General features: G+C 69.5%; 32 protein-coding genes and 1 pseudogene. 4 read left to right on the top strand and 29 right to left on the bottom strand.

The genetic code is table 11. The annotated features are described in order from the left end of the window. Nucleotides 1-198: 198 nt before the first annotated feature. The 23 genes from SK571_RS13555 to SK571_RS13665 form a co-directional block, all read right to left on the bottom strand. Entirely contained in the window at nt 199-960 is a 762-nt protein-coding gene (locus SK571_RS13555; RefSeq protein WP_319984387.1) for an AAA family ATPase, read from the bottom strand. A 138-nt stretch (nt 961-1,098) separates the two neighbouring features. Continuing rightward, the gene (locus SK571_RS13560) at nt 1,099-1,290 is read right to left on the bottom strand and encodes a hypothetical protein (RefSeq protein ID WP_319984388.1); all 192 of its coding nucleotides are present in this window, start codon (nt 1,288-1,290) and stop codon (nt 1,099-1,101) included. Between the two features lie 58 nt (nt 1,291-1,348). Next, the gene (locus SK571_RS13565; RefSeq protein WP_319984389.1) at nt 1,349-1,819 is read right to left on the bottom strand and encodes a hypothetical protein; all 471 of its coding nucleotides are present in this window, start codon (nt 1,817-1,819) and stop codon (nt 1,349-1,351) included. Further along, nucleotides 1,819-2,535 carry a hypothetical protein gene (locus tag SK571_RS13570; RefSeq protein WP_319984390.1) on the bottom strand — a complete coding sequence of 239 codons (717 nt, stop codon included), beginning with the start codon at nt 2,533-2,535 and terminating at the stop codon, nt 1,819-1,821. The genes SK571_RS13565 and SK571_RS13570 overlap by 1 nt, the downstream gene beginning before the upstream one ends. A 4-nt stretch (nt 2,536-2,539) precedes the next feature. Next, entirely contained in the window at nt 2,540-2,803 is a 264-nt protein-coding gene (locus tag SK571_RS13575; protein WP_319984391.1) for a hypothetical protein, read from the bottom strand. Further along, the gene (locus SK571_RS13580) at nt 2,800-3,366 is read right to left on the bottom strand and encodes a hypothetical protein (protein ID WP_319984392.1); all 567 of its coding nucleotides are present in this window, start codon (nt 3,364-3,366) and stop codon (nt 2,800-2,802) included. The genes SK571_RS13575 and SK571_RS13580 overlap by 4 nt, the downstream gene beginning before the upstream one ends. Nucleotides 3,367-3,386: 20 nt before the next feature. Next, on the bottom strand, nt 3,387-4,046 hold the full coding sequence (locus SK571_RS13585; protein WP_319984393.1) for a hypothetical protein: 660 nt from the start codon (nt 4,044-4,046) through the stop codon (nt 3,387-3,389). Continuing rightward, entirely contained in the window at nt 4,046-5,080 is a 1,035-nt protein-coding gene (locus SK571_RS13590; RefSeq protein ID WP_319984394.1) for an HNH endonuclease, read from the bottom strand. Before SK571_RS13590 ends, SK571_RS13585 begins: the two co-directional genes overlap by 1 nt. A gap of 128 nt (nt 5,081-5,208) precedes the next feature. Beyond that, nucleotides 5,209-5,556, bottom strand: a complete 348-nt coding sequence (locus tag SK571_RS13595) for a hypothetical protein (RefSeq protein WP_319984395.1) — start codon at nt 5,554-5,556, stop codon at nt 5,209-5,211. Beyond that, the gene (locus SK571_RS13600) at nt 5,553-6,056 is read right to left on the bottom strand and encodes a hypothetical protein (protein ID WP_319984396.1); all 504 of its coding nucleotides are present in this window, start codon (nt 6,054-6,056) and stop codon (nt 5,553-5,555) included. Before SK571_RS13600 ends, SK571_RS13595 begins: the two co-directional genes overlap by 4 nt. Further along, nucleotides 6,056-6,280, bottom strand: a complete 225-nt coding sequence (locus tag SK571_RS13605; protein WP_319984397.1) for a hypothetical protein — start codon at nt 6,278-6,280, stop codon at nt 6,056-6,058. Before SK571_RS13605 ends, SK571_RS13600 begins: the two co-directional genes overlap by 1 nt. Further along, complete coding sequence (locus tag SK571_RS13610) at nt 6,277-6,996, bottom strand: ParB/RepB/Spo0J family partition protein (RefSeq protein ID WP_319984398.1); 720 nt, start codon at nt 6,994-6,996, stop codon at nt 6,277-6,279. The genes SK571_RS13605 and SK571_RS13610 overlap by 4 nt, the downstream gene beginning before the upstream one ends. Continuing rightward, nucleotides 6,993-7,763 carry a ribonuclease H family protein gene (locus SK571_RS13615; protein WP_319984399.1) on the bottom strand — a complete coding sequence of 257 codons (771 nt, stop codon included), beginning with the start codon at nt 7,761-7,763 and terminating at the stop codon, nt 6,993-6,995. The genes SK571_RS13610 and SK571_RS13615 overlap by 4 nt, the downstream gene beginning before the upstream one ends. Continuing rightward, nucleotides 7,750-8,679 carry a LuxR C-terminal-related transcriptional regulator gene (locus tag SK571_RS13620; protein WP_319984400.1) on the bottom strand — a complete coding sequence of 310 codons (930 nt, stop codon included), beginning with the start codon at nt 8,677-8,679 and terminating at the stop codon, nt 7,750-7,752. Before SK571_RS13620 ends, SK571_RS13615 begins: the two co-directional genes overlap by 14 nt. After that, nucleotides 8,676-9,152 carry a hypothetical protein gene (locus SK571_RS13625; protein ID WP_319984401.1) on the bottom strand — a complete coding sequence of 159 codons (477 nt, stop codon included), beginning with the start codon at nt 9,150-9,152 and terminating at the stop codon, nt 8,676-8,678. The genes SK571_RS13620 and SK571_RS13625 overlap by 4 nt, the downstream gene beginning before the upstream one ends. Next, entirely contained in the window at nt 9,149-9,403 is a 255-nt protein-coding gene (locus SK571_RS13630) for a hypothetical protein (RefSeq protein ID WP_319984402.1), read from the bottom strand. The genes SK571_RS13625 and SK571_RS13630 overlap by 4 nt, the downstream gene beginning before the upstream one ends. 51 nt (nt 9,404-9,454) lie before the next feature. Beyond that, on the bottom strand, nt 9,455-9,652 hold the full coding sequence (locus SK571_RS13635) for a hypothetical protein (protein WP_319984403.1): 198 nt from the start codon (nt 9,650-9,652) through the stop codon (nt 9,455-9,457). After that, complete coding sequence (locus tag SK571_RS13640) at nt 9,649-9,942, bottom strand: hypothetical protein (RefSeq protein WP_319984404.1); 294 nt, start codon at nt 9,940-9,942, stop codon at nt 9,649-9,651. The genes SK571_RS13635 and SK571_RS13640 overlap by 4 nt, the downstream gene beginning before the upstream one ends. Then, nucleotides 9,939-10,799, bottom strand: a complete 861-nt coding sequence (locus SK571_RS13645; protein WP_319984405.1) for a hypothetical protein — start codon at nt 10,797-10,799, stop codon at nt 9,939-9,941. The genes SK571_RS13640 and SK571_RS13645 overlap by 4 nt, the downstream gene beginning before the upstream one ends. Before the next feature lie 2 nt (nt 10,800-10,801). Beyond that, nucleotides 10,802-11,098, bottom strand: coding sequence for a hypothetical protein (locus tag SK571_RS13650; protein WP_319984406.1), 297 nt, complete (start codon nt 11,096-11,098; stop codon nt 10,802-10,804). After that, complete coding sequence (locus SK571_RS13655; protein ID WP_319984407.1) at nt 11,095-11,715, bottom strand: hypothetical protein; 621 nt, start codon at nt 11,713-11,715, stop codon at nt 11,095-11,097. Before SK571_RS13655 ends, SK571_RS13650 begins: the two co-directional genes overlap by 4 nt. A gap of 80 nt (nt 11,716-11,795) precedes the next feature. Next, the gene (locus SK571_RS13660) at nt 11,796-12,032 is read right to left on the bottom strand and encodes a hypothetical protein (protein ID WP_319984408.1); all 237 of its coding nucleotides are present in this window, start codon (nt 12,030-12,032) and stop codon (nt 11,796-11,798) included. Beyond that, complete coding sequence (locus SK571_RS13665; RefSeq protein WP_319984409.1) at nt 12,029-12,271, bottom strand: helix-turn-helix domain-containing protein; 243 nt, start codon at nt 12,269-12,271, stop codon at nt 12,029-12,031. The genes SK571_RS13660 and SK571_RS13665 overlap by 4 nt, the downstream gene beginning before the upstream one ends. Before the next feature lie 159 nt (nt 12,272-12,430). Between SK571_RS13665 and SK571_RS13670 the strand changes: the two genes are divergently transcribed. Beyond that, complete coding sequence (locus SK571_RS13670) at nt 12,431-12,871, top strand: hypothetical protein (protein ID WP_319984410.1); 441 nt, start codon at nt 12,431-12,433, stop codon at nt 12,869-12,871. A 661-nt stretch (nt 12,872-13,532) separates the two neighbouring features. Beyond that, on the top strand, nt 13,533-14,576 hold the full coding sequence (locus SK571_RS13675) for a tyrosine-type recombinase/integrase (RefSeq protein ID WP_319984411.1): 1,044 nt from the start codon (nt 13,533-13,535) through the stop codon (nt 14,574-14,576). Between the two features lie 84 nt (nt 14,577-14,660). On the opposite strand, the pseudogene SK571_RS13680 reads toward SK571_RS13675, so the two are convergent. Further along, nucleotides 14,661-15,470 (bottom strand): annotated as a pseudogene (locus SK571_RS13680) (RtcB family protein); the annotation flags it as partial. Nucleotides 15,471-15,480: 10 nt separating this feature from the next. Beyond that, nucleotides 15,481-16,167 carry a hypothetical protein gene (locus SK571_RS13685; RefSeq protein WP_319984412.1) on the bottom strand — a complete coding sequence of 229 codons (687 nt, stop codon included), beginning with the start codon at nt 16,165-16,167 and terminating at the stop codon, nt 15,481-15,483. A gap of 169 nt (nt 16,168-16,336) precedes the next feature. Between SK571_RS13685 and SK571_RS13690 the strand changes: the two genes are divergently transcribed. Both SK571_RS13690 and cpt read left to right on the top strand, forming a co-directional pair. After that, nucleotides 16,337-17,656, top strand: a complete 1,320-nt coding sequence (locus SK571_RS13690) for an NAD(P)-binding domain-containing protein (protein WP_319984413.1) — start codon at nt 16,337-16,339, stop codon at nt 17,654-17,656. A 267-nt stretch (nt 17,657-17,923) separates the two neighbouring features. Next, nucleotides 17,924-18,469: a chloramphenicol phosphotransferase CPT gene (gene cpt, locus SK571_RS13695; protein WP_319984414.1), complete on the top strand. Its 546-nt coding sequence runs from the start codon at nt 17,924-17,926 to the stop codon at nt 18,467-18,469. 16 nt (nt 18,470-18,485) lie between these two features. Here the strand turns inward: cpt and SK571_RS13700 are convergent, their stop codons facing one another. From SK571_RS13700 to SK571_RS13715, 4 genes are all read right to left on the bottom strand, one after another. After that, entirely contained in the window at nt 18,486-19,067 is a 582-nt protein-coding gene (locus tag SK571_RS13700; protein WP_319984415.1) for a class I SAM-dependent methyltransferase, read from the bottom strand. A 68-nt stretch (nt 19,068-19,135) separates the two neighbouring features. Beyond that, nucleotides 19,136-20,638 carry an aldehyde dehydrogenase (NADP(+)) gene (locus SK571_RS13705; RefSeq protein ID WP_319984416.1) on the bottom strand — a complete coding sequence of 501 codons (1,503 nt, stop codon included), beginning with the start codon at nt 20,636-20,638 and terminating at the stop codon, nt 19,136-19,138. Beyond that, entirely contained in the window at nt 20,635-21,459 is an 825-nt protein-coding gene (locus tag SK571_RS13710) for an NAD-dependent epimerase/dehydratase family protein (protein ID WP_319984417.1), read from the bottom strand. The genes SK571_RS13705 and SK571_RS13710 overlap by 4 nt, the downstream gene beginning before the upstream one ends. Nucleotides 21,460-21,500: 41 nt before the next feature. Then, nucleotides 21,501-22,289: an IclR family transcriptional regulator gene (locus SK571_RS13715; RefSeq protein WP_245983924.1), complete on the bottom strand. Its 789-nt coding sequence runs from the start codon at nt 22,287-22,289 to the stop codon at nt 21,501-21,503. Nucleotides 22,290-22,296: the final 7 nt, after the last annotated feature.

Genomic DNA, 22,296 nt, shown 5'->3' on the forward strand with positions numbered 1-22,296 from the left:
TGCCTCAGCGCCGGTTCGTCGGCCATTTCAGCCCCCTAAATTTGGACGGGGGGATATTCGGGGAGGGTTGGGCGCGGGGTCTCCCTGTGCCGTTTTCTAAAAGACCCCGAGTTGCATTTCCGCAGGTCAGAGGCTTGCGGAGTGGGTCACTGTTTCCGCAGGTCAGAGGGGGTGCGTCTGTCCTATTCGGAATGGTCGTCAGATGGTGCGGGGGTCGACCGCGATCACCATTCGCTTGGGCTTGGCCGCGCCCTGTGCTCTGGCCTGGTTGGTGCGGCTGGTGTTGCAGCGGCGGTGTGCCAGCCTGCAGTTGTCCCGGTCGAGCGGTGGTCCGCCGTCGCGCAGTGCGTGCCGGTGATCGACCGTGCGGGACCAGGCGTGACCGGCGGGCAGGTGCTGGTCGACCCAGGCCGAGCAGATCCAGCAGTGCGTCTCTTCGCGCCACACCTGCTCTTGCACTCGGCGCCATGGACGTCCGGACCGCAGCCGGTCGCAGCAGCTGCCGCACCGCACGCTGGTGGCTGGGCCGCCGCAGTCCATGCAGTGCCGGGAGCCTGCCGTGTTGCGCTCGTACCACTGGCGGATCGCCGAGACGGTGCCGCGAGGCCGGCCGTCGCGGTGAGCTCGCCGCAGGCACTCGTCTAGGCCGGGGTCGAGCAGGACCAGGCGGGCGTTGTAGCGGGCCACCCAGTCGTGCCGGGCGTGAGCGCCGGGCAGGGAGCGCACCACGTAGACCGTGCCGTCCCGAGTGGACCGTCGCAGCTCGTCGAGCCTGGCCTGCAGGTGCTGCTCGGCCTGGCGCGCGATGCGGGCGAGGTGCATGTGCGCGAGGCCGCTGCCGAGCTGCTGGGCGATCACGTCGCGGTCGAGCACGACGTCGCCGCCGCGCGCGTGCTTCAGGGCGTAGGTGCTCTTGCCCGAGCACGGCGGGCCAGCGATCAGGATGATGGCCGGAGGCATGTTGCCACCCCCGGACAGCAGGAAGCCCCGGCGCCAAGGGGCTCGTGCCGGGGCTTTCCTGGGCAGGTGTCCTATCCAGACACTTCACCAACGTGACTGACGATACGTTGCATGCTGATCAACGGGCAAGCGGGCTGCTCAGCCGGGCGTGCCGTTGCGGGTCTTGATGATCATCTTGGCGTGCTCGATCGCCTCGACCAGTTCGGGCGCGACGACCGGCGCGCCGGCTGATCGCTCGATCCTGGCGATGTGTTCGCCGAGCACGTCCTGCGCGATGCGCAGGACGTCGGTGACCATCAACGGCGGTGGCTTGGGGACCTCGTAGGTCATGGCGGACGCTCCTCGTGTCTGGGCGCCCGTGAGGATCGCACACGTGTTCGAATGGCCGTCAAGGCTGCACGCGTGCGGCGGATGACGCGTACGGCGCCGGCCCGGTACCCACCAGCGTGAGGGTGCCGTCCTCGAGGTAGGACTCACCGAGCGCCTTTCCGCTGCGGCCGTCCGGCAGCCGCACCTCGACGCCCTGGCCGAACGCACCGAACGCACGACCGTCCTCGGTGGGCTCGGCGTGCCCGCTCCAGCTGAGCAGCTCGTTGCCGCCGCCGTGCGTCACGAGGTTCACGAACACCTCGGCCTGCCCGTCGGCCCACACCAGGGTCGCTTCACCGCTGTAGCTGTTCTCCATCTCGCGCTCCCTGAACTTCTGTTCGATCTCGATGAGGTCCCACTGCCGGGCACGGCGCCCGCCGTAGGGCGTCCAGTTGTAGCGGCTCGCCCACGATCGCACCGTGCCGGGCGCGACGTCGTAGAACGAGGCGACGGCCTCGGTGTCGGCCAGCCGCTTGCGCTGTTTGATCATCAGCCCAGCCCCATCTCGTCGGCCAGGCGCAGCCAGTCGCGCTTGGTCCAGGTGTGTCCGCAGCCGCCGCACTCGACGGTGCCGCCGGGCGGTGGGAGCCACAGCGGGTAGCCGCACTGCCAGTGGTCGAGCAGCTCCGGGCAGAACCCGATCGGGCGCGCCGGCCGAGCGGCACCGGTGAGGCTGCGCACCTCGTCGCGGACCAGGCGCACCGCCCAGCACAGGTAGCCCGCCCAGTCCTGGCGCAGCGCGAGGTTGCCGTGCTGGGCGATGGCCGAGCAGACGTTGCCGATGTATCCACCGCGGTGTCCCTCGCGCAGCAGCTCCTCGGCCGAGCGCAGGTCGACCGCGCGGCCGGCGAGTGCGTCGAGCACGCGGTCGCGGTAGCCGCCGAGCGCGTCGACTGGGTGGATGAGGTCGCCGGGCTCCTCCCAGGTGGTGCGCGGATCCATCAGCGCGAAGTAGGTCAGATTCATGGGCGCCGCGGCGGGTCCGCCCTTGGCACGGCGGCCGGGGTCGCCCTTCTGCGGGTGGATCATCTCCGGGTGGTCGATGTCCTGCCAGCGGTCGGGGATCTCGGTCAGGGCGTCGAGGAACTCGTCGGCGCAGTGCCCGCACACCCGCAGGCCACGCCGCACCGGGTTCGCGCCGTGGTAGCGGCGAGCACACGCTGGCGTGATGCACTCGTCGAGCTCGTCGTCGTACAGGTCAGTCAACCGGTCACCTCGGTGCGGTGGGAGCGAGTAGCTGCTGCAGGGCGATCCAGCTGTCGGTGCCGTGCGCAGCCGCAGCGCCTAGCGCGGCGCGCACGATGAGGGCGGCGATGTCGTCGGCTGTGGTCTCGTCGTACGCGGTCGCCGAGCCGCCGAGGTGGTGACCGTCGGCGGTGACGATGCCGACGTGGACGTGCGTTGAGTTGTCATCGCCTCCGTCCTCGTCGGCCTCAGGGGTGACGTCGATGGGGGTCTCGTCGGTGTCGATCACCGGGTCCTCCTGCGCGCGGTGGTGTCCAGGTGGCGGGGCGCTCGCCGCGGCCGCCGTGCCGGGCCGGTGCCGCGGTTCTGGTGCAGCCACAACGCACGCGCCTTCGTTTCTGCGGGCGGGGTGTTCTTGATCGCGTCGTGCAGCTGCTCGAACGCCGGCCGGACGGCCTCGATCCCGCGCTGCAGCACGAGGCCGATTTGCTGGACCATTGGTGCTAGGGCTGCGGCGAGCTCGCGTACGTGCCGCTGCAACTCGGCCGCATCCGGTTGCTCGAACTTCGGCGGCGTGGCCTTGAACATGAACGTCTCCGGCTTGGCCGCGACGATCGCCTGCCCGGTGGGCACGAGCGCGCTCCGCACGACGGCGTCGCCCAGCTCTGGGTTGATGCGCACGCCGGTGGTGGCCGGGTTGATGAACACGTTGTGCTCGGCGACGAAGCGCTGCTTGCACGGGTCGGAGCAGAACCGCGGGATGAGGCCGCGGTCGGTCTCGCGCGCGGGTGCCGAGCACTTCGGTCCGAAGCACTGGCCGGCGGGATGAGGCTGGTGGACTTGGAAGGTCATGGCGGTGACGTCTCCGTTCGTCAGCGGCCGTGGCGTACGCCACGGCTCCAGGTCGGGCGGGTTCCTTGCGGGCAGGTCTTGCGGTGCGGGGTGTGCAGGCGCTGGCCGTGTGCGCGGGCGGCCGGGATCTGCAGGGCGTCGAGTGGGTGGCAGCGGGGGCCGCGGCCGTCGACGGAGAGCACGAGGTGTCCGGCGTCGCTGGGCTCGGCATCGATCGGGCTCTCGGCCCCCTTCGGGGTGAGCGCCCACACCACCGGGGCGTGGCACCAGCCGCACGGCACGCGGTGGTCGGCGAGGTCGCGGCGCACGTGCTCGACGGGCAGCAGCCGCCGGCTTGGCGGTGGCGGTGCGGTCGGCTCGGGCAGTGCCGGGTGGGCGCCGTCGGGGAAGGCGGCGTCGGCGGCCGCGACGCGTCGCCAGCAGCCGAGGCCGGGGCGTGGCTTGCCGTGCGGCACGGCGCAGTCCTGGTCCATGTCGGCGCCGCAGCCGTCGGGCGGTGCCGAGCACGCGGTGCGGTGGATGTCGGTGCGTGGGGGGTGGCGGTACGGCGTGACGCACCGCGTCTTGATGGGTGCGCCGCAGCCGAGCGGTGGGGGCGGGCATGCCACCCGCAGCAGGTGGTCCTGCTCTTCCAGCAGTTCGTACGTGCCCTGGTCGTGTGGGTGTCTGCGGCGAGTCATCACGGTGGGCCTTCCTGTCTGGGTGCTGCCGGTGGCGGGCTGGCGGAGGTGGGAGCGGAGCGGGTGCGGCGGTGGTAGATGTCCGGGCTGCTGCTGTCGCGTGCGGGTTGGGTGTCGAGCGGTGAGGCCCGAGGACCGGAAGAGCGCGGCTGCCCGACCCATCCCGGACCCTCTGCAGGGCCTGTTCCGGGTTGTTGTTGTTCGTGTTGTTGCTGTTCAGGGGCGGCCTTGACCGTGGTGTGGTCGTCTGTCCCCGGTTGTGGATCACGTTGTGGATCACTGTTCGCATCAGCGACGTGATCACCAGCAGGTTGGTGATCGGTTGTTGTTTCGTCGTTGATCGGCGGGTGATCGGGAAGGTCGAACAGCGCCTGGCCGCGGGCACGCCACGCGGCCTTCTCGTCGGCGGTGGGCTCGGGCAGCAGGACCATGTCCGCTTCCGTGGGGGTGCGGTGTCCCTTGTGCTCGTTGCACCGTCCACACGCGACGACAAGGTTTGCGCCGTCGGCACCAGCCACACGGTCCGGGTCGACGTGGTCGTAGGTGAGGACCTTGCGGCGGTCGCGGGAACGGCCGGCTTTGGGCAGCAGCACCCCGGAGCGGCAGTAGCGGCAGCAGCCGCCGTCGCGCTCGTAGACCAGTGCCTTGAGTGCGGCGTTGCGCAGGTCGGCCTTCTGGCCCTTGTTGCGCTCGTTTTCCTTGCGGCTGGGGTTGCGCTTGAGGAACTCGTGCAGCCGGTACTCGAACCCGGCGACCCAGGTGTCACCGAGGCACTCGCACTTGTCGCCGGCCTTGTGCAGCTTCGGGGCCATGCCGAGCACCGGCATGGTGAGCAGCACGAGGACGCGCTTGCTCGTCACGGCCTGGCGCACTGCGGCGCCGGTGACGTAGCCGTCGTGGCGCACGAGCGAGGCCTTGGCCATCAGCCGGTGGTAGCTGGCCTGCAGCGAGTCGATCAGTGTCTGCTTGCCCTCTGCCAGAACCGTCCACTCCGGGTCGTCCGCGAACGTGTCGGTGGTCAGGTAGTAGGGCATGTCACCGGCCTAGCAGGGGTTGTGCGCACGCGTGTGTCCTTTCAGGACGGTTGCCGGTGGGTATGCGTGTGCGGCGGACGGTGCCTCGGGGAAGAGGGCACCGGCCGCCGCAGCGGGGATGGGTCAGGTCAGAACGGGGGCTCGTCGACGAACGCGAACGCCACCAGGTTCAGCGCGGCCTCGTCGCGGTCGGGCGAGTCGAACAGCTCGTACTCGGCGACGTGGGCGTCAGCGCAGCCCGCGCAGTCGCAGCCGTTCGTGTGCGGCACGCACGCACGACAGCCGCCGTCGTTGCACGAGTAGCAGTCCGGCTCTTCCTTGGGCGGGGTCAGGTCGTCGTCCCAGAACACGTAGTCGTCGGCGGCGTCCTCGCGGCCGTCGTCGTCCCCGATCGCAGGGTCGTCGTGAAAGCGGTCGTCGACGTCGTCGTCCCAGTCCGCGGGGTCGTCGTCGTCCTCGTCGTCGTAGTAGCTCAACGGCGTTCACCCCGCTGCTTGCAGCGCTCCAGCTCCTTGTCGATGTCCTCGCGGCACACGGCGGGCATGGCGACCGTGCGGTCGATCACCTCGACGTCGTCGAGCAACGCGACGTCCTCGAGGTGGCTGGGCAGCGAGACGACGAGCGTGCTGTCGGCGTGCAGGGTGAGCCCTTCCATCAGGGCCGGGCCGTGCGCGAGCGCGTCGACGAGCAGCACCGTGGCGTAGCGCGGGCCCAGTCGGACGACGTTGAACGGCTCGGCCACGTCCGCGGGGATCTGCTTCGGCAGCGTGGCCACGACCGCCTGGCGGACGTGCTGTAGAAAGTCGCGGGTGAGTGGGAAGTCGTGACGGTCCAGCAGGACGTCGAGCTCGTCGAGCATGGCGACCGCGAGCACGCTGGCGGGCTCCCACTCGTGGTGGGCGGTGTCCAGGCGGGCGGTGACCGCGTCAACGAGCCGCTGGGCCACGTCGGTGGCCGGCATGGTGTCGGTGGGCATCACTGGTCTCCTCGGTCGTTTCGATAGCGCGACACGCGTTCGCGTCGCTGGTGGCGTTCGAGCTGGAGGTCGCGCAGCGCGAGCTCGTCGCGCACCGCAGGCAGCTCGACGGCGCCGATGTCTCGCTCCGGCGCGGGGTCGGGACACCGCTCGGCGAGCACGCCCATCACCACCAGGGCGCCGAACACCACCGCAGCGAGTGCGCCGACGAGCAGCCAGGTCATGAGGTCACCCCGCTGGTCAGTGCGCGCAGCTCCTGCAGCAGCAGGGCGGTCTCGTCCAGGCCGAGCCCGTCCGGGCCGCACCGGGTCTCCCAGCGCCCGACGAGCGTGTGCAGCGACTGGGCCCACGCCGGCGGCCGCTTGCCCTCGCGACGTGGCCGCGGCGCCGAGCTCGACGGCACTGGCGAGCTCGACGCGGGCGTTGCCGTCACCGGCTCATCAGCTGCGGCGTCGGCGGCCGCGAGACCGGCGCCGGCGAGCCAGCCGTAGATCGTCGACGTGGCCTTGCCGAACCGCTCGGCGATGTCCTGAATGGACCAGCCCGCGGCACGCAGCTGCTGCACGCAGTGCTGCCGCTCTTGCGGAGACATCCGTTTCTTGTGGACGTCGGTGGTGACGGTCAAGGCGACGATCTCGTCGTCGGTGCGCGGGTCCTGCCAGATGACCGGTACCGATCGCAGCCGGGCCAGGCGCGCGGCCAGCGTGCGCCGGCGGCCGTCGACGACCTCGATCATGTCGCCGCGTTGCTGGACGACGATCGGTTCGAGCACGCCGTCGACCTTGAGGCTGTCGGCGAGCTCGCGGAGGTCGCCGACGTCGCGGTGCAGGTTGCTGCCGTGGATGCGCAGCCGGTCCGGTGAGACGCGGCCGGTGCGCAGGTGCTTGGCCTCGCTCAGTTCCCGCCGGACGATCGCGGTCGAGGTGCGGCTGGTCGTCACGGGGAACCTCCCGAGGTCAGCAGGTCGGTCACGGGCAGGTCGCGGGCCAGCCGATCGGCGATGTTGTGCAGCGGGTGCGTCTTGGACTTGACGGGCAGCACGCGCACCTGCAGGCGCCGCTGCGGGTGCGTGGCCTTGAGCAGCAGGGGGTGCGCCTCGGCCGGTACCCATGCGGGCATGTCGGCCCAGTGCCGTGCGCGCTTGGCGAAGATGCGCTGGGCGAGCAGGCGGGCGTGCAGGTTGTCGGACAGGACGTCGACGTAGTGGCCGTCGGGGTACACCTGCAGCGCCTGGGCGATCGCGAGCAGCTCCAGCCCGGCCACGTTCGAGGACGCGTAGTCGACCGTGCCGCGCCGAGCCCATCCGCCGTCGGTGACGAAGCCCCACCCGGCGTGCGCGTCGGAGTCGCGGCGCGAGGCGTCCGCGGCCACCACCGCGCCGACACCACGCAGGTGGTCGGGCAGCACGAGCTGCTTGGCCGGTTGGCGCAGCATCGCTTCCTCCGGCCAGGCCTGCGACGCGACCGGGCCGAACACCACGCGCGGGACGTCGACGTGATCACGCGCACCGGCGACGGCGAGCGCGGCGGTGCGGGCCTGATCGCGGGTGGGCTCGGCGTCGCGCTTGAGCAACCCGCAAGTGCAGTCGACCCGCCACAGCCACAGTCCCGAGACCGTCCCGCCGAGCTGCACCCGCAGCGTGTGGCGGCCGAGCAGGTGCCGCACGCCACGGCGGATGGCCGCGACCGGCCGGCTAGCCACGATCACCGCCGGGGCGCAGCACCTTGAGCTCGAAGCCGCGGCGGACCGCGTGACGCCGGTCCTCCACGCCGAGCTTCATGTAGAGGATGGAGGCGCGGCGCACCACGCTGGACGGGGTGAGGCCGAGGCGCCGGGCGATCTGCACGTTGGTCAGACCAGCGGACATGTACCCCAGCAGCAGCGCGTCCTTCTCGACCAGGTCGGCCGGGAACTCCTCCACCGGTTCGGGGATCAGCCAGCCACGTTCGAACCCGAGCCGCACCGCGTGCGACCCGTCACGGGCGCCGATGCGCTTGAACAGCCTGCGTCCGTGACTGGACGCGGTGCTCGGGCTGATCCCGAGGATCTCGGCCGCCCGCTCGTAGCTGTGACCGCGTGAGGTCAGGTCGAGCACCTGCAGCTCACGCTTGCGCGGGCCGGACGCGCCGGGACGCGTCGGCTTGACCGGTGACGGCTGCGGTGCCGTGCCGCCGGGGGCCGCGAGCATGCCGTGCTCGTAGCCCTTGCGGACCGCGTGCGCCCGGTTGCGTGCGCGCAGCTCACCGAACAGCGAGCGGGTGCGGTGCTTGACCTGTTCCTCGTCACCGACCTGCAGGTGCGTGCCGATGCGGCTGTAGGTCCAGCCCCGCGCGATCAGCCTCAGCAGCTGCGGCTCGATGCTCAGCCACGTAATCGGCTCCGGCAGCGGGAAGTTGAGCACCAACCAGCCACGCTGGAAACCGACGTTCACCGCGTGCGCCCGTTCGCGGACACCGAGGCGCCGGAACAGGTTCTTCGTGAGAGTGCGCACGCTGTTCTCGGTCAGGTACAGCGCCGCGCCGATCTCCTCGGTCGTGAAGCCGTCGGAGATGTGCTGCAGCACCTCCATCTCCCGCACGGTCGGCGTCGACGAGCCCGGCACCCGTGCCGTGACGGCGTTCATCGCGACACCCCGCGGTGCCCAATGCCGAGGTTGACCACCCGGCCACGGTTGCCGGCCTCGCCGCGCAGCTGCTCGTTCTCGGCTGCGAGCTCGTCGACGCGGGCCCGCAGCCGCTCGACCTCGGCGTCGAGGTGCTCGGCATGCTGGGCGCTGTCGAGCGCGGTGTCCCAGCCGCGCATCCTCGCGGCGCGCAACCGGTTCACCTCGTCGACGAGCCACGGCATCGCCTCGCGGGCCGAGGCGATGAACGCCGCGTCCGCCTGGCTCTGGGCTTCCCCACACAACCCCGTCAGGGCGATGAACACCGGGTCACCGCCCTCGCGCGGCGCGAACACGGACTCGTGCACCTTGCCGCCGAGCGAGTAGCCGTAGCCCGATCCGGCCATCCGCCACGGGCCCGGAGTCGCGGCCGAGGTCACCCGCATGATGTCGGCGAGCACGTCGCCGGCCAGGTCTCTGCGTAGCGGGCTCATGGCGCCACCCGAAACGCCGAGGGCACCACCGCGGTGACGGGCGGCTGCGGCTGCACACCCGTGCCCGTCACCGGCGAGCAGCCGGTGACCGGCAGCGGCTGCTCCGTCGTCGAGGCCTCGCTGCGACCGCCGACGAGTGCAAGCACACCGACCGCCACCAGCGCCACGGCGAACAGCACGACGGACAGAGCGCGGCCGAAGCAGCCGCGGTCACCAGGGCCGTCGTTCGCCCACTCGTCGCCGGCGCTCATCGGTTCACGTCCGGCCAGCGGGACCCGACACGGTTGTCGTTGATCATGAGGTCACCCGATCCCGAGCAAGAGGTTGGACAGGAACAGCGCGAGGTCGAGGAACGCGCCGCGGAAGATCAGGAAGTGGAAACCGCCGGTCGCGGCGACGCCGGTCAGTGCGGCCGCGAGCAGCACGACCAGGGGCGCGATCTGCTCGACGTCGTCGACGAGCTGCGCCAGGTCCGGGTCGTGCTCGAGCGGCGGGGTCACGGGGTCCACCACCGGTGGCGGCGATCGGCCCAGATGAGCAGGCACAGCACGATGCACATCGCCAGCGCGCCGGAGACGAACCCGCCGAAGACCGGGTCGGCCTCGCGTGCGCCGAGCTCCATACCGACCAGCCACGCGACCGCGAGCGCGAGCACGGACCAGAACGCCGGCTGCAGCATGCGGCCCAGGCACTCCAGCACGTCGAGCGCGAACAGCAGCACCGCCCGAACAGCTCGCAGCACCGCGGCCGCCGACACGGTCCCGGCACCAGGCCGGGCCACCGCGATCACGAGGCACCTGCAACGGCGAGCTCGTAGAGCGTGGTGGCGTCCTCGATGGCCCACAGCGCCACGCCGGTGAACAGCCCGGAGTCACGGGCCCGGCGCAGAATCGCCACAAGGTCGGCTGCGGCCCTCGCGGCCTGAGGCGGCGTCGACAAGGCCAGCGTTCGTGCGTTCGTCGCGTTGCTGTAGCGGCTCCGCGCCTCGTTGTAGGCCTCGTTCAGCGACCGCAACTGCACGGCTGGGGTCGCGGCGGCTGCCGCGACGTGTTCGCGCTCCTGCTCTTCGAGTGCGGCGAGGCTGACGTGCTCCTCGCACGCCGTGTAGCCGTCCTCAGGCGGGTTGACGCACGAGGGCGAGTAGCTGCACGACGGCGAGACGGAGGCCTCGGAGCCACCGGTGACGACCTCGTTCGCCGGAGTATCAACGCTGGTCTCGGCCGGTTCCGATCCCTGTTCGACGAGGGCCTGGTCCTCGGCCTGCTCGTCTTCGAACGGTCGCTGAGGGGGCCAGACGGAGCCGTCCCAGTCGGACGTGCGCTGCTCTTCCACCGGTGCGGTCTGCTGCTCTTCGGCCACGGCGGGCGGGGCGGGGACGACGAGCTCGTCGGGGTCGATGGTCGCGGCCAGCAGCACGCCGGCGTGCGAGTCGAGCGCACGGGCGCCGTGCACGAGCAGCTGCCGCAGCAGTGGCGAGCCGGACCGCGCGGCGACCGCGCGGCACAGCTCGGCCAGGTCCTGATCGGCGGCGGCCGCGGCCGCCATTGCGCCGGCACCGCCACCAGGCGCGTGCATCACCGCGCGCAGCGTCTGCTCGGCGGCGGCGGCCTGGGCGACGAGCGGCTCCTGCCACTTCGGCACGGTCACCATCAGGCACCTGCCGTGGTGCGGTCGAGCTCGCGCTGCATCGTCGCGACCACCATGTTCAACGCGGTGGCCGTGGCCTCGGCGAGCAGCCGGGCGGCGCTGCCCTCGCGGTAGCACGGCGCGGCGGATGCAGCCGCACGGGCGTAGGCCCGGTAGGCGCGCAGCCGGACCTCGTGCGCGGCACGCTGGGCGTCGAGCGTGCGAGGCGGGGACTCGATCGCCTGGCGTTCCAGGCCGCGGATCATCAGCTGGCAGGTCACAACCTCGGCGAGCGCGGCGCTGCGCGCGACCCGGCTCACTGGGCACCGCCGGCAGTGGTCGACGTGGCCGGGCCGTCGGTGTCGGCGGCGTACTGCTGGCTGGCACGCGACACCGAGCCGAGCAGGGCCTGGATCGCGTCGATGATCGCGTCGCCCCGGTCCGCGGGCGTCGACGTGGCCGGCGTGGCGCTGGCTGCGGTGTCCGGGTCCGTCGTGGGCCAGCCGTGCGGCTCGGCGACGGGGCCGTCACCGGCCCACAGCTGCCGCGCACGGCTGTCCAGCACGCGGATGTGCCACCAGTGGTCGGGATGCGGGCGGCGGGTGCAGGCGTAGACCTGGCCGGTGGCCGACGTGGCCAGGCTGCCGCACACCGGGTCGGTGATGGGGACGGGCAGGAACGAGTCACCAGGCCGGATACCGGCCAGCGGGTCCGGGGTCACATCGACCGGCAGGGCCACGACCACGGGCACGGCGACGGGCTCGTCGACGGGCTCGGGGGAGGGCTCGTCGGCCGGGTCGGGCTTGCGGTGCTTACCGGTCGACTCGGCGACGACCGCGCCGAACATCGACGGAACCACCGCACCGGGCGTCAGCCACGGGCGAACCAGCAAAGGGCTGCCCTGCCGACCGTCATCTGAGATCATCGTGGAGGTCACGAGAGGGTCCTTCTCTCTGTGGTCACGGGCCGTCCGATCGCGCCGGGCCTGGCGCGCGGGCGGCCCTCTATTCGGTGGGGTCAGACGGACTGCAGCCGGCGTGTGCTCTTCGGCGGCTCTGCGCCGCACCACCGGTCGGCGTCCGCGGGGCGGATTCGCCAGCAGCTGTTGGGGCCGTTGGGTTGCGCGCCGCGAAGTCCCTTGCGCCCATTGCTGCGCTTGTAGAGGCGGAGAGCGCGTTCAACGGTCTTCGGGTGGCGCTGCGCGTATGCCGCGACCTGCTGCACCGTCAGCCACTGTGGTTCTGGGGCGGTCACGAGCCGCTCGTTTCCACGAGCTGCTTGACGTCGACGCCGAATACAGAGGCGAGCGTCACGAGCAGTGCGGGCCGTGGCCGGTTCAGGCCGCGTTCGATCTTCGAGAGCTGCGAGTTGCTGATCGGTTCACCAGCTGCGGCGCATCGATCGGCCAGGACCCGAAGCGTCATGCCGCCCAGCTCGCGCTGCTTGCGGACCTCGCCGTCCTTGAGGGGGTAGGAGGGTTGACCGTGTGCCATGCGACGAAGACTAGACACAGAGTAACGCAGAGTGCAACAGGTGAACGCAGAACAGCAAAGAGAAGACCCAAACGATCACGGGTTGCGTGCGCGCTGTGGCGATCAGTGATGGGTCTGCGTTAATCTGCGTTGTACGACCATGCCTGTGGAGGGGACGACATGGCGATCGACGAGAGCGCACGTCAACGTTTGGACGATGCGATGGACGCTCGACGGCTCGATCTCGGGCTGGAGTGGCGGGAGGTCGCCGAGCAAGGCGGTATCAGCTACGAGACCTTGAGAGCCGCGCGCAGAGGGACCAGCAACATCCCGACGAAGACACGGCGCGCCATCGAGAGGGGCCTGCGGTGGTCGCCTGGTTCCGTGACCGAGGTGCTGGCCGGCCGACAGCCTGTGCCTGAGGGGCGGGCTCTCATGACCGGCGAGATCGCCGAAGGGCGCGAGCGCATCCTGTCCGCGACCCCGCAGCAGCTGGTCGATATGCGCAGCGTCGTCGCAGACGTCCTTGGCAAGGAGGAGGCGGACGAGTTCATGGCCCGCGCGATCGCCATGCGTGAGCAGGGGGCTACGGGCGACGGCACTGCGCGTAGCGCGTCATGACTGTTACGTGAAAATTGTGCTCCATCTGGGGGGTCTTTGACGCTTCAAACTCATTCCATGTAACCGCGTAAGCCTCACGTATCGATTGGTCAGTTATGGGTCGCGTGATCGCGCCCAATCGATCCTGGGGAGGCTTATCAATGATCACGATGACGCCAAGGCACTGGCTGTTCTTCCTCTGCCTAACTGCCTCGGCTGTACTCGTGTATTTCGCGCTGCGCATAGTCGTGCTTGATGAGGAGCGTCGAGAGTTCGCCATTTTCGTTCTAACCCTGTCGGCTGCCGGTGGAACGTGGGGGACGTGGGCGCACCTGCGCACTCAGGCACGGATCGAGCAGCTTGAAGAGTCTCTCGCCGAGCAAAGAGCAGTCCAACGTGAGGCGCTTGCTTTGAGAACGGCGAGCAGGAGTAAGGGAAACCTATCCTCGGTTGATTGAGAAAGGTGGCGCGAATGCCATCCGCTGAGCGGCTTCCGTCGGGAAGATGGAGAGGAATATATACGGATGCAAACAAAAAGAAGCGTCGCGTCCCAGGCACGTTCGACCTGAAAGAAGACGCCAAGTTCGCTGCGCAGGAAGCTGAGGTAAAGGCGCGTCGCAAAGCCGCGATGCGTCGAGGGACGCTCCCACCCACTACAACGTGGAGCGCATGGTGGGACCTGTTGCGGGACAAGCGAAACTTCGACAGTGACACCCCGACGACTGAGGGCTACATCGTCGAAAGCTACTTGCGCCCGCAGTGGGGCGAGACACCGTTGAACGAGATCGCGCAGGGCGCCGTGCAGGACTGGGTCGACGACCTCAAGGACGGCAAGCTCCGGCGATCCAAGACCGTCTCGGCGCCACCGTCACCGGGCTACATCCACCGGATCTACAGCGTGTTCAACGTGTCGATCAAGGCGGCGGTCAAGGCAGAGGTGCTCGACGCCTCGCCGTGCGTTGGCATCGAGCTACCGAAGCGACCGAAGCGACCGAAGCCTTACATGACAACGAAAGACGCCGAGCTGCTCGGCTCGACATTGCGATCGGACTACAAGGACGCCGTCGACTTCGGCCTTGAGACAGGTCTGCGGCCGAACGAACTCACCGGCATGCATGCAAGCCAAGCCGACGAGGAAGCAAGGGGGTTCTGGGTCACCGACGTCTACGTGAGGCGCAAGAAGGTGATCCGCGGCTACCCGAAGGACAAGGACGCGAGGTTCATCCCAGCCACAGACAAGGCGTGGGAGATATACGAGCGGCGAACCGCCGGCCGCGACCTCACCACCGGTTGCGGCATCCCACACAGCGACGGCGCGAAGTGCCGCAGCGCCCTCGTGTTCCTGACCGTGAGGAACCGCCCGATGAACCAGGACACTCTGGGCTACCAACTCCGGACCAAGGCGCAAAAGCTAGGTACCGCAACGAAGTCGCCGTACAGCGTGCGCCGTGGTTTCGCCACACGAGGCGCCGAAGGCGGGATGAACGCGTTCGAACTCGCCGACGTCATGGGGCACTCCGACATCAAGATCACGCAGGAGTACGTGCAGCGGACGCGGCGGACCGGCGACCGCATGCGCGCCGCCCTTGCTCAGCCTGCAGGGGAAAGCACGCCCCGGCGCGCGCGGCTGAAAGTGATCAAGGGACGTGGGACAGGACGTGGGATAGCGCGTAGTTCCCATCGATTCCCATCCGCTCCCAAAAAATCCGAAGAGGACGCTAGCTGACCTGCGGCGTTCACCACGCCACTGCCGCTTTCGTGCCCATCGGTTCCCATCGGTTCCCAAACCGGAAACCGCAGGTCAAGCCGCCTCGGTCACGTAGTTGTGGTGGCAGCTGATCGGGTCCTCGAACGCGATCTGGGGGAACTCGGCGCGCAGCACGTCGCAGACCAGGCGCAGCATGACCGCGCGGTTGCGTCGCGCATAGTCCTGAGCCCAGTACAGGTCGTGACGGTACGCCGCCATCTCGGGCGTGCCCGCGAGGAACACGGCGAGGTCCGGGTCCGGCAGCTCGGAGTTGTGCGCGAGCGTGCGCGCCACCGCGATGTGGTGCTGCGCGAGCTCGTTGCCGATGCCGCGCGACCCGGAGTGCAGCATGACCCACACCCGCTGGTCGGTGTCCAGACAGACCTCGAGGAAGTGGTTGCCACCGCCGAGCGTGCCCATCTGGTGCATCGCCTTGTCGGCGCGCGCCTTCACGGCCGGCGTGAGGTCGTCGAACTTCCTCCAGAACGTGCCCCAGTCGGACGCGTCCCTCTCGGTGAACGCGGTCGCCTTGTGCTGGCCGAAACCGACGGGGACCACGGCCTCCATGCGGGACCGCAACCCGCGCAGTGTCTCCGGCAGGTCGCTGGCCGTGAGCGAGGTGCGCACGGCGGCCATGCCGCAGCCGATGTCCACGCCGACGGCCGCGGGGGAGACGGCGTCGCGCAGCGCGATCACCGAGCCCACCGTGGCGCCCTTTCCGTAATGCACGTCGGGCATGACCGCGATGTGCTTCACGGCCCACGGCAGCGCGGAGATGTTCTGGAGCTGTCGCATGGCGAACTCCTCGACCTCGTCCGGTCGAGTCCACATTCGGATGTCCACGTTCTGGCCGCGGACCACAGTTGCTGCCATGCCTACGAGGTTAGGCCGCGTTTTGCTTGTTCCACAAAGGAGTTTCCTGGTTGGCTTGCTCGGCGCTGACGAACTCCCAGGCGCCCTTGCGCACCTTCGCCTTGCTGATGTCGCCGCCGATGTCGGTGACGAACGCGCGCACAGTCGGCAGGTCGTCGACGTCCGCGATGAGGATCGCCTTGTTCTGCAACGTGACGCTGCCGCCGCCGAGCTTCTCGCGCGCGACCGCGTCCTTGAGCAGGCCTTCGCGGACCTGCGTCGCGGTGATGCCGTCGACCTCGACCTGGACGGCGTCGACCTTCGGCGAGTTCGCGGGCAGGAAGCGGAACGTGAGCACCGACTCCTGCCGGAACTGCTTGCTGATCGTGGACGCGGTGTGGCGCAGGCTTTCCTCGTCGAGGGTGACGTCGAACTTGCGGGACCGTTCGAACGTCGTCTGCTGCAGGTCGCTCGACCAGAACACGCCGTCGAGCAGTGTTGAACGGATGGTGACGCCGCCGTTGGCGTGCACGATGCCGCGCACCTCGCGGTCGAACCGCACCAGTCCGTCCCGCAACCGCGGGTCGGCGGGGTCGGTGATGATCGCGGTGTTGTTCGTCGCGAAGATCTCCGGGCACGGCAGCGGCGCGCCCGCCGCCGTGCCGGTGGAGACCGCGAACGCCAGTACCGACGTGACTGCCACGACAAGATTTCGCATGGGGCACAAAGTATTGGGCGGACCCGGTCCGGCACACCCCGTTCCACTCAGCGGGCTACCACACGAGGTTCTCGAACCTGGTGAGCGCAACGACCGACCCGCGGCGTCTGACCAGGCATTCGGCCACGATGATTGACAGCCGCTCCTAACGTGAAAATACTTCAGTCGCATGGAGCGTGTGTGCGTCATCGGAGCGGGCTCGTCGGGCATCGCCGCTTGTCAGGTCCTCGGCGCCCGCGGCATCGAGTTCGACTGCTTCGAGACCGGGTCGGAGATCGGCGGCAACTGGCGCTACCTCAACGACAACGGCATGTCGTCGGCCTACCGGTCCCTCCACATCAACACCTCGCGGCAGATGATGGAGTTCAAGTCCTTCCCGATGCCCGCGAGGCTGCCCGCGTATCCCTCTCACTTCCAGATCGCCGAGTACTTCGACGACTTCGTGAAGCACCACGGCTTCCGCGACCGCATCCGGTTCCGGACCGAGGTCACCTCCGTCTCCGTCGCGCCGGGTGGCTACTCCGTCACGACGCGCGATCGCGACACGGGCGAGGAGACCTCGGGAATCTACGGATCAGTGATCGTCGCGAACGGACACCACTGGTCGCCGCGGATGCCCGAGCCCGCGTTTCCCGGCTCGTTCGACGGCGAACAGATGCACGCGCACTTCTACAAGACGCCCGAACGATTCGCGGACAAGAAAGTGCTGGTTCTCGGCATCGGCAACTCCGCCTGCGACATCGCGGTCGAGTCGTCACGGGTCTCGGCGCGGACGTTCCTGGCGATGCGCCGCGGAGCGCACATCATGCCCAAGTACCTCTTCGGCATGCCGACCGATCACCTGACGACCTCGCCGCTTGCCCGCTTCGCACCCGCGTGGCTGCAGGCGCTGTCCGTGCGCGTGATGCTCCGGCTGGCGCGCGGCAAGCTCTCCGACTACGGCCTGCCCGAGCCGTCGCACGGCATCCTCGCCGCGCATCCGACGGTGTCCGACGACCTGCTCACCAGGCTCGGGCACGGCGACATCACCGTGAAGCCGAACCTGTCGCGGCTCGACGGGTCCGGTGTCGTGTTCGCCGACGGGTCGCGCGAGGACGTCGACGTGATCGTCTACTGCACTGGGTACAAGGTGGAGTTCCCGTTCCTCTCCGCGGCGGAGTTCCCCGCGGTGTCATCGGCCGACAACAACGTGTCGCTGTATCGCCGGGTCGTGGATCCGACGCATCCCGGCCTGTACTTCCTCGGGCTGATCCAGCCGCTGGGGGCGATCATGCCGCTGGCCGAGGCCCAGGCGGAGTGGATCGCCGATTTGATCTCCGGGCGTGCGGCGCTGCCTCCGGTGCCGGAGATGAAGGCTGAGATCACCTCCTATCAGGAGAGGCTCCGGCGCCGGTATGTGAAGTCGAAGCGGCACACGCTGGAGGTCGACTTCCTGGGGTATCAGCGGGAGCTGCAGCAGGAACGGCGAGCCGGCGCCGCCCGCCGTTGACTGCTCCCATCGTCCGCTCCGGCCATGGCCTGCCGCAGGGTCCCTGCCGCCCGTTCTGTTGATCTTTGCAACAAGTCTTTTGACTTCGTCCGCAAACGTTTTTTGCATCTGGGGCGCGCTGAAAGCGATATATCAGTTGGCGAAAAGGCTGTGAGCTGGGCCTTAGCAATGGGTCTTTTGACTTCGTCGTCAAAAGATCCATTGCTAAGGCGGTGACGGGTGGGAAAGTGAGGGGTGAGGGCGGGGCCGTCTGGGTACCGTCGGGGCGTGTCGTCGAGTGCTCAGGTGATCGTTCTCAACGGTGGTTCCAGTTCGGGCAAGTCGGGGATCGCGCGGTGTCTGCAGGCGGTGTTGCCGGAGGCGTGGCTGGCGATCGGGGTCGACACGTTGATCGACGTGATGCCCGCGCGTTTGCGGCTCGGCTCGGAGGGGATCGGGTTCACGGGTGACGGCGAGGTCAGCGTCGGGGCCGAGTTCCGGGTGCTGGAGGATGCATGGATGGCGGGCGTCGCCTCGATGGCGCGCTCGGGGGCGCGGGTGATCGTGGACGACGTGTTCCTCGGTGGTGTCGAGTCCCGGCGGCGGTGGGAGAAGGCGCTCGACGGGCTGGACGTGGTGTGGGTCGGGGTGCGGTGTGATGCCGCCGTCGCCGCCGGGCGGGAGCTTGCTCGTGGTGATCGGATCGCCGGCATGGCCGAGGCTCAGGCCGAGTTGGTGCATCGCGGGATGAGGTACGACGTCGAGGTCGACAGCGCGAAGTCCGAGGCGGTCGAGTGCGCCAAATTGATCGCCGCGACGGTCGGGAACGCCTAGGTATCGGTCTGAACGATCAGCAACGCCTCATGAGGAAGCACGCGAAACCGCTTCCGCGGGCGGGCTCGGCCAGCCGCTCGATCTCGAACGACGCCCCGAACAGCCGCTGCTCGTCACCCTCTGCGAGGCCGGGGAACCGGCCGCCACGGCGCTTCCACCACGGGATCTCGTCGTAGAAGCACCACATCAGGAACAACGAGCCGGGGTGCGACAGCCGGTGGACGGTCGCCGCCATCGCCTCCTGGGCGGGCCCGCGCATGTCGTCGAGCACGCTGTAGTCGACGAGCAGGTCGAACGTTCCGGAGACGCCGGGGATCGAGGTCGCGGTCAGGTCTCCGGGCAGCCACTCGACCGACAACGACGGCGGCGTCGTGCGCCGGGCCTTCTCCAGGCCGACGAGGGAGAAGTCCACGCCCGTCACGTCGAAACCGTGCTCCGCGATGAAGATCGAGTTCGCCCCGCTGCCGCACCCGAGATCGATCGCGCGGCCGGGTGGGATCCGTCCCGACGTCACGAGGTGCACGAGCTCGGAACGGGCCCCGCTCTCCCACGGCGCCCAGGTGCGGTACATGAAGTTGTAAGCCCGACGACCGACCATCCCACGTCCTCCCAACGAGAACGGGGCCGCCGACGTGGTGTCAGCGGCCCCGCTCATTCGAAGATCCCTCAGTGCACGCCGAGCACACCGTCCACCCGGCGGGGGATGCCGAGCGGGTTCGCGTCCTGCAGCTCCGCCGGGAGCAACGCGTCCGGCCACGACTGGTACGTCACCGGCGCGATCCAGCGGCGGATCGACGTGGCACCCACCGACGTGTGCAGCGGGTTCGTCGTCGACGGCCACGGGCCACCGTGGTGCTGGCCCCACGCCACCGCGACGCCGGTCGGCCAGGCGTTGAAGATGATCCGGCCCGCCACGCGCCGCAGGATCTCGGCGATCTGACCTGCCTCCGCGTGGTCCGACTCGGCGGCGTGCACCGTGCCGGTCAGCGTGCCCGGCAGCTTCGCCAGCACCGAGTGCAGCTCCTCCGGCGACGAGTACGTCACGACCAGCGCGGCCGGGCCGAAGTGCTCCTCGGTCAGCTTCTCGAGGTTCTCCTCGAACACCTTCACCGACGTGCTGAACAGCAGCGGTGCCACGGCCCACGCCTCGTCCGGGCGGACACCCGTCGACACCACGGAGACGAGGTCCGACGCGGCCAGCGCGTCCGTGCCCGCCTTGTAGGAGTCGCACATCCGCTCGTTCAGCATCGCGCCACCCGACGAGGCCGCGACCGCCTCGCCCAGCGCCACCACGATCGACTCCGGCGCGAACACCAGGCCGGGGTTCGTGCAGAACTGGCCGACACCCATCACCAGCGACTGTGCGAAACCGGCGGCGATCTCCGGGGTGGCCGCACCGGGCAGGATCACCGTCGGGTTGACGCTGCCGAGCTCGCCGTAGAACGGGATCGGGTCCGGCCGGCCCTGCGCCAGGTCGAACAACGCCCGGCCGCCACCGGTCGAGCCGGTGAAACCGACGGCGCGCACCGCGGAGTGCTTCACCAGCGCGACACCGGACTCGGTGCCGTACACGATGCCGAACACGCCTTCGGGGGCACCGGCTTCCCGCAGCGCGTCGATCACCACCCGGGCGGTCTCGCGCGACGTCGACGGGTGCGCCGAATGTGCCTTCACCACAACGGAACAACCGGACGCCAGCGCGGAAGCCGTGTCACCACCGGCGACCGAGAACGCGAACGGGAAGTTCGACGCGGAGAACACCGCGACCGTCCCCAAAGGACGGAGCACGCGTCGCAGCACCGGCCGCGGCGGAATGATGTCCGGGTTCGCCGTGTCCAAGGTGGCCTCGACGTAGCTGCCCTCGCGCAGCACCTCGCTGAACAGCCGCAGCTGGTTCGTCGTGCGCTTGAGCTCGGTCGTCAGCCGCGGCACGCCCAGTGCCGTCTCGCTGTCCGCCGTCTCCACGAGCAACGCCGACTCGGCGTCCAGCGCGTCCGCGACCTTCTCCAGCACCACGGCACGATCCGCCGCCGGAACGACCGACCACGCCGAGAACGCGACGGCCGCGGCGGACGCGATGCGGTCGACCTCGCTGTCGTGGGTCTTCGCAACCGGTTCGCCGTACGGCTCACCGGTGCGCGGGTTGTATCCCTGCACGACGTGGCTCAACGCCCTGCCTCCTTGACTGCCGTGTCGAAATCGGGGCCGCACCAGGCTCCACCCACGTACCTCGCCGCGGGCGACGAGGGGTCGAGTTCGCCGTGCTGCTCCAGCACGGCGGCCGCGTACTCCTCGGAGTCGTCCTGCGGCTCGTAACCCAGCGCACGGGCCTCATCCAGCGAGAACCAGCCGCGCTTGTTGTTCGAAACGCCCCACACGATCCGGAAACCGGGTGACGGGGCGGAGAGGCACGCCTCGAACAGGCGCGCGCCATCGTCCGGCGACATCCACGTCGACAGCATCCGGACGTCACGCGGCTTCTCGAAGCACGAGCCGATGCGGATCGCGATCACGTCCATGCCGTAGCGGTCGGCGTACAACGACCCCAACGCCTCCAGCGCCACCTTGGACACGCCGTAGTAGGTGTCCGGGCGCGGGAACGCGTAGTCGCCCGCCTCGCCGTCGGCGCGCTCGAGGTAGCCGACGGCGTGGTTCGAGCTGGCCAGGACGACCCGGCGGACGCCGGAACGCCGCGCGGCCTCCAGCACCGTGTGCGTGCCGTCGATGTTGACGCGCAGGATCTTGTCCCACGACTCCTCGAGGCTGTGGCCACCGAGGTGGATCACCGCGTCGACGTCCTTCATCGCGGCTTCCATCGCGGCCATGTCGGTCACCGACGCCTCGACGAGCTCGACGTTCTCGCCCTCGGTGGCCGCGGGCAGTTCCGCGATGTCCAGCAGCCTCAGGACGCGGCCCTCCGCGGCGAGGCGGGTGCGCATGAGCGTTCCCACCCCACCGCCGGCGCCGGTGATCAGGATGCGTGCGGTCACGGGTTGGACCCCTCCGTCTTGTTCAGGTGTTCCGGCAAATCTCAGCGACCGAACTGGCGGAGGAGCTCGGTGATCGTCCGGGCGGCGTCGAGCAGGGCGGAGATGACCTGCCGCTCGTGCTCCGGAGTCAGCCTGCCCAGCGGGACCGAGCAACTCATGGCGTCCAGCACGGGATTGCGGTAGGGCAGCGCCACCGCGAAACAGCCCAGGCCGGGCGTGTTCTCCTCGCGTTCGTGGGCGTACCCGACGTTGCGGAACCCGGCGAGCTGCTCGTGCAACGCCGCCCGGTCGACCAGGGTGTTGGGCGTCAGCGGCGCCAGCTCGCCGGGGAGGATCAGATCGACCTCCTCCGGCGTGCGCGTCGAGAGCACGGCCTTGCCGAGCGACGTCGAGTGCGCGGGCAGCCGCCGGCCGACGCGCGAGACGACGCGCAGGTGGTGCTCCGACTCGCGGCTCGCCAGGTAGACGACGTCCGCGCCGTCCAAACGGGCAAGGTGCACGGTCTCGTTGATCTCCTGGCGGACCTGCTCCATCACGCGGATCGCCGCGCGCACCACCGGGTCGTGGTCCAGATAGGACGTACCGACGAGCAGCGCGCGCACGCCGATGCCGTACGTGCCCCTGTCCGAGTCGACCTCCACCCAGCCGCGCGCCACGAGCGTCTGCAACAGCATGTAGAGGCTGGATTTGGGATAGCTGAGCTCGCGGTGCAGCTCGGTGAGCGTCAGCCTGCGGTCTGACGCGGACAGCACTTCGAGCAGCTCCACCGTGCGGTCGGCGGACTTGACCGCGCCCGGACGAGCTGTGCCCTTGTCGATCGGCGACGCCACCTGGCCT

Source organism: Lentzea kristufekii, from assembly GCF_033949925.1.
Classification (GTDB): domain Bacteria; phylum Actinomycetota; class Actinomycetes; order Mycobacteriales; family Pseudonocardiaceae; genus Lentzea; species Lentzea kristufekii.

Excerpts from the sequence above, each read along its gene's own strand:
- SK571_RS13620 (WP_319984400.1), bottom strand. The coding sequence starts at position 8,679 with ATGAACGCCGTCACGGCACGGGTGCCGGGCTCGTCGACGCCGACCGTG.
- SK571_RS13565 (WP_319984389.1), bottom strand. The coding sequence starts at position 1,819 with ATGATCAAACAGCGCAAGCGGCTGGCCGACACCGAGGCCGTCGCCTCG.
- SK571_RS13700 (WP_319984415.1), bottom strand. The coding sequence starts at position 19,067 with ATGGTCGGTCGTCGGGCTTACAACTTCATGTACCGCACCTGGGCGCCG.
- SK571_RS13590 (WP_319984394.1), bottom strand. The coding sequence starts at position 5,080 with ATGCCCTACTACCTGACCACCGACACGTTCGCGGACGACCCGGAGTGG.
- SK571_RS13605 (WP_319984397.1), bottom strand. The coding sequence starts at position 6,280 with ATGACCTGGCTGCTCGTCGGCGCACTCGCTGCGGTGGTGTTCGGCGCC.
- SK571_RS13600 (WP_319984396.1), bottom strand. The coding sequence starts at position 6,056 with ATGCCCACCGACACCATGCCGGCCACCGACGTGGCCCAGCGGCTCGTT.
- SK571_RS13685 (WP_319984412.1), bottom strand. The coding sequence starts at position 16,167 with ATGCGAAATCTTGTCGTGGCAGTCACGTCGGTACTGGCGTTCGCGGTC.
- SK571_RS13580 (WP_319984392.1), bottom strand. The coding sequence starts at position 3,366 with ATGACCTTCCAAGTCCACCAGCCTCATCCCGCCGGCCAGTGCTTCGGA.
- SK571_RS13560 (WP_319984388.1), bottom strand. The coding sequence starts at position 1,290 with ATGACCTACGAGGTCCCCAAGCCACCGCCGTTGATGGTCACCGACGTC.
- SK571_RS13625 (WP_319984401.1), bottom strand. The coding sequence starts at position 9,152 with ATGAGCCCGCTACGCAGAGACCTGGCCGGCGACGTGCTCGCCGACATC.
- SK571_RS13690 (WP_319984413.1), top strand. The coding sequence starts at position 16,337 with ATGGAGCGTGTGTGCGTCATCGGAGCGGGCTCGTCGGGCATCGCCGCT.
- SK571_RS13585 (WP_319984393.1), bottom strand. The coding sequence starts at position 4,046 with ATGACTCGCCGCAGACACCCACACGACCAGGGCACGTACGAACTGCTG.
- SK571_RS13665 (WP_319984409.1), bottom strand. The coding sequence starts at position 12,271 with ATGGCACACGGTCAACCCTCCTACCCCCTCAAGGACGGCGAGGTCCGC.
- SK571_RS13670 (WP_319984410.1), top strand. The coding sequence starts at position 12,431 with ATGGCGATCGACGAGAGCGCACGTCAACGTTTGGACGATGCGATGGAC.
- SK571_RS13630 (WP_319984402.1), bottom strand. The coding sequence starts at position 9,403 with ATGAGCGCCGGCGACGAGTGGGCGAACGACGGCCCTGGTGACCGCGGC.
- SK571_RS13555 (WP_319984387.1), bottom strand. The coding sequence starts at position 960 with ATGCCTCCGGCCATCATCCTGATCGCTGGCCCGCCGTGCTCGGGCAAG.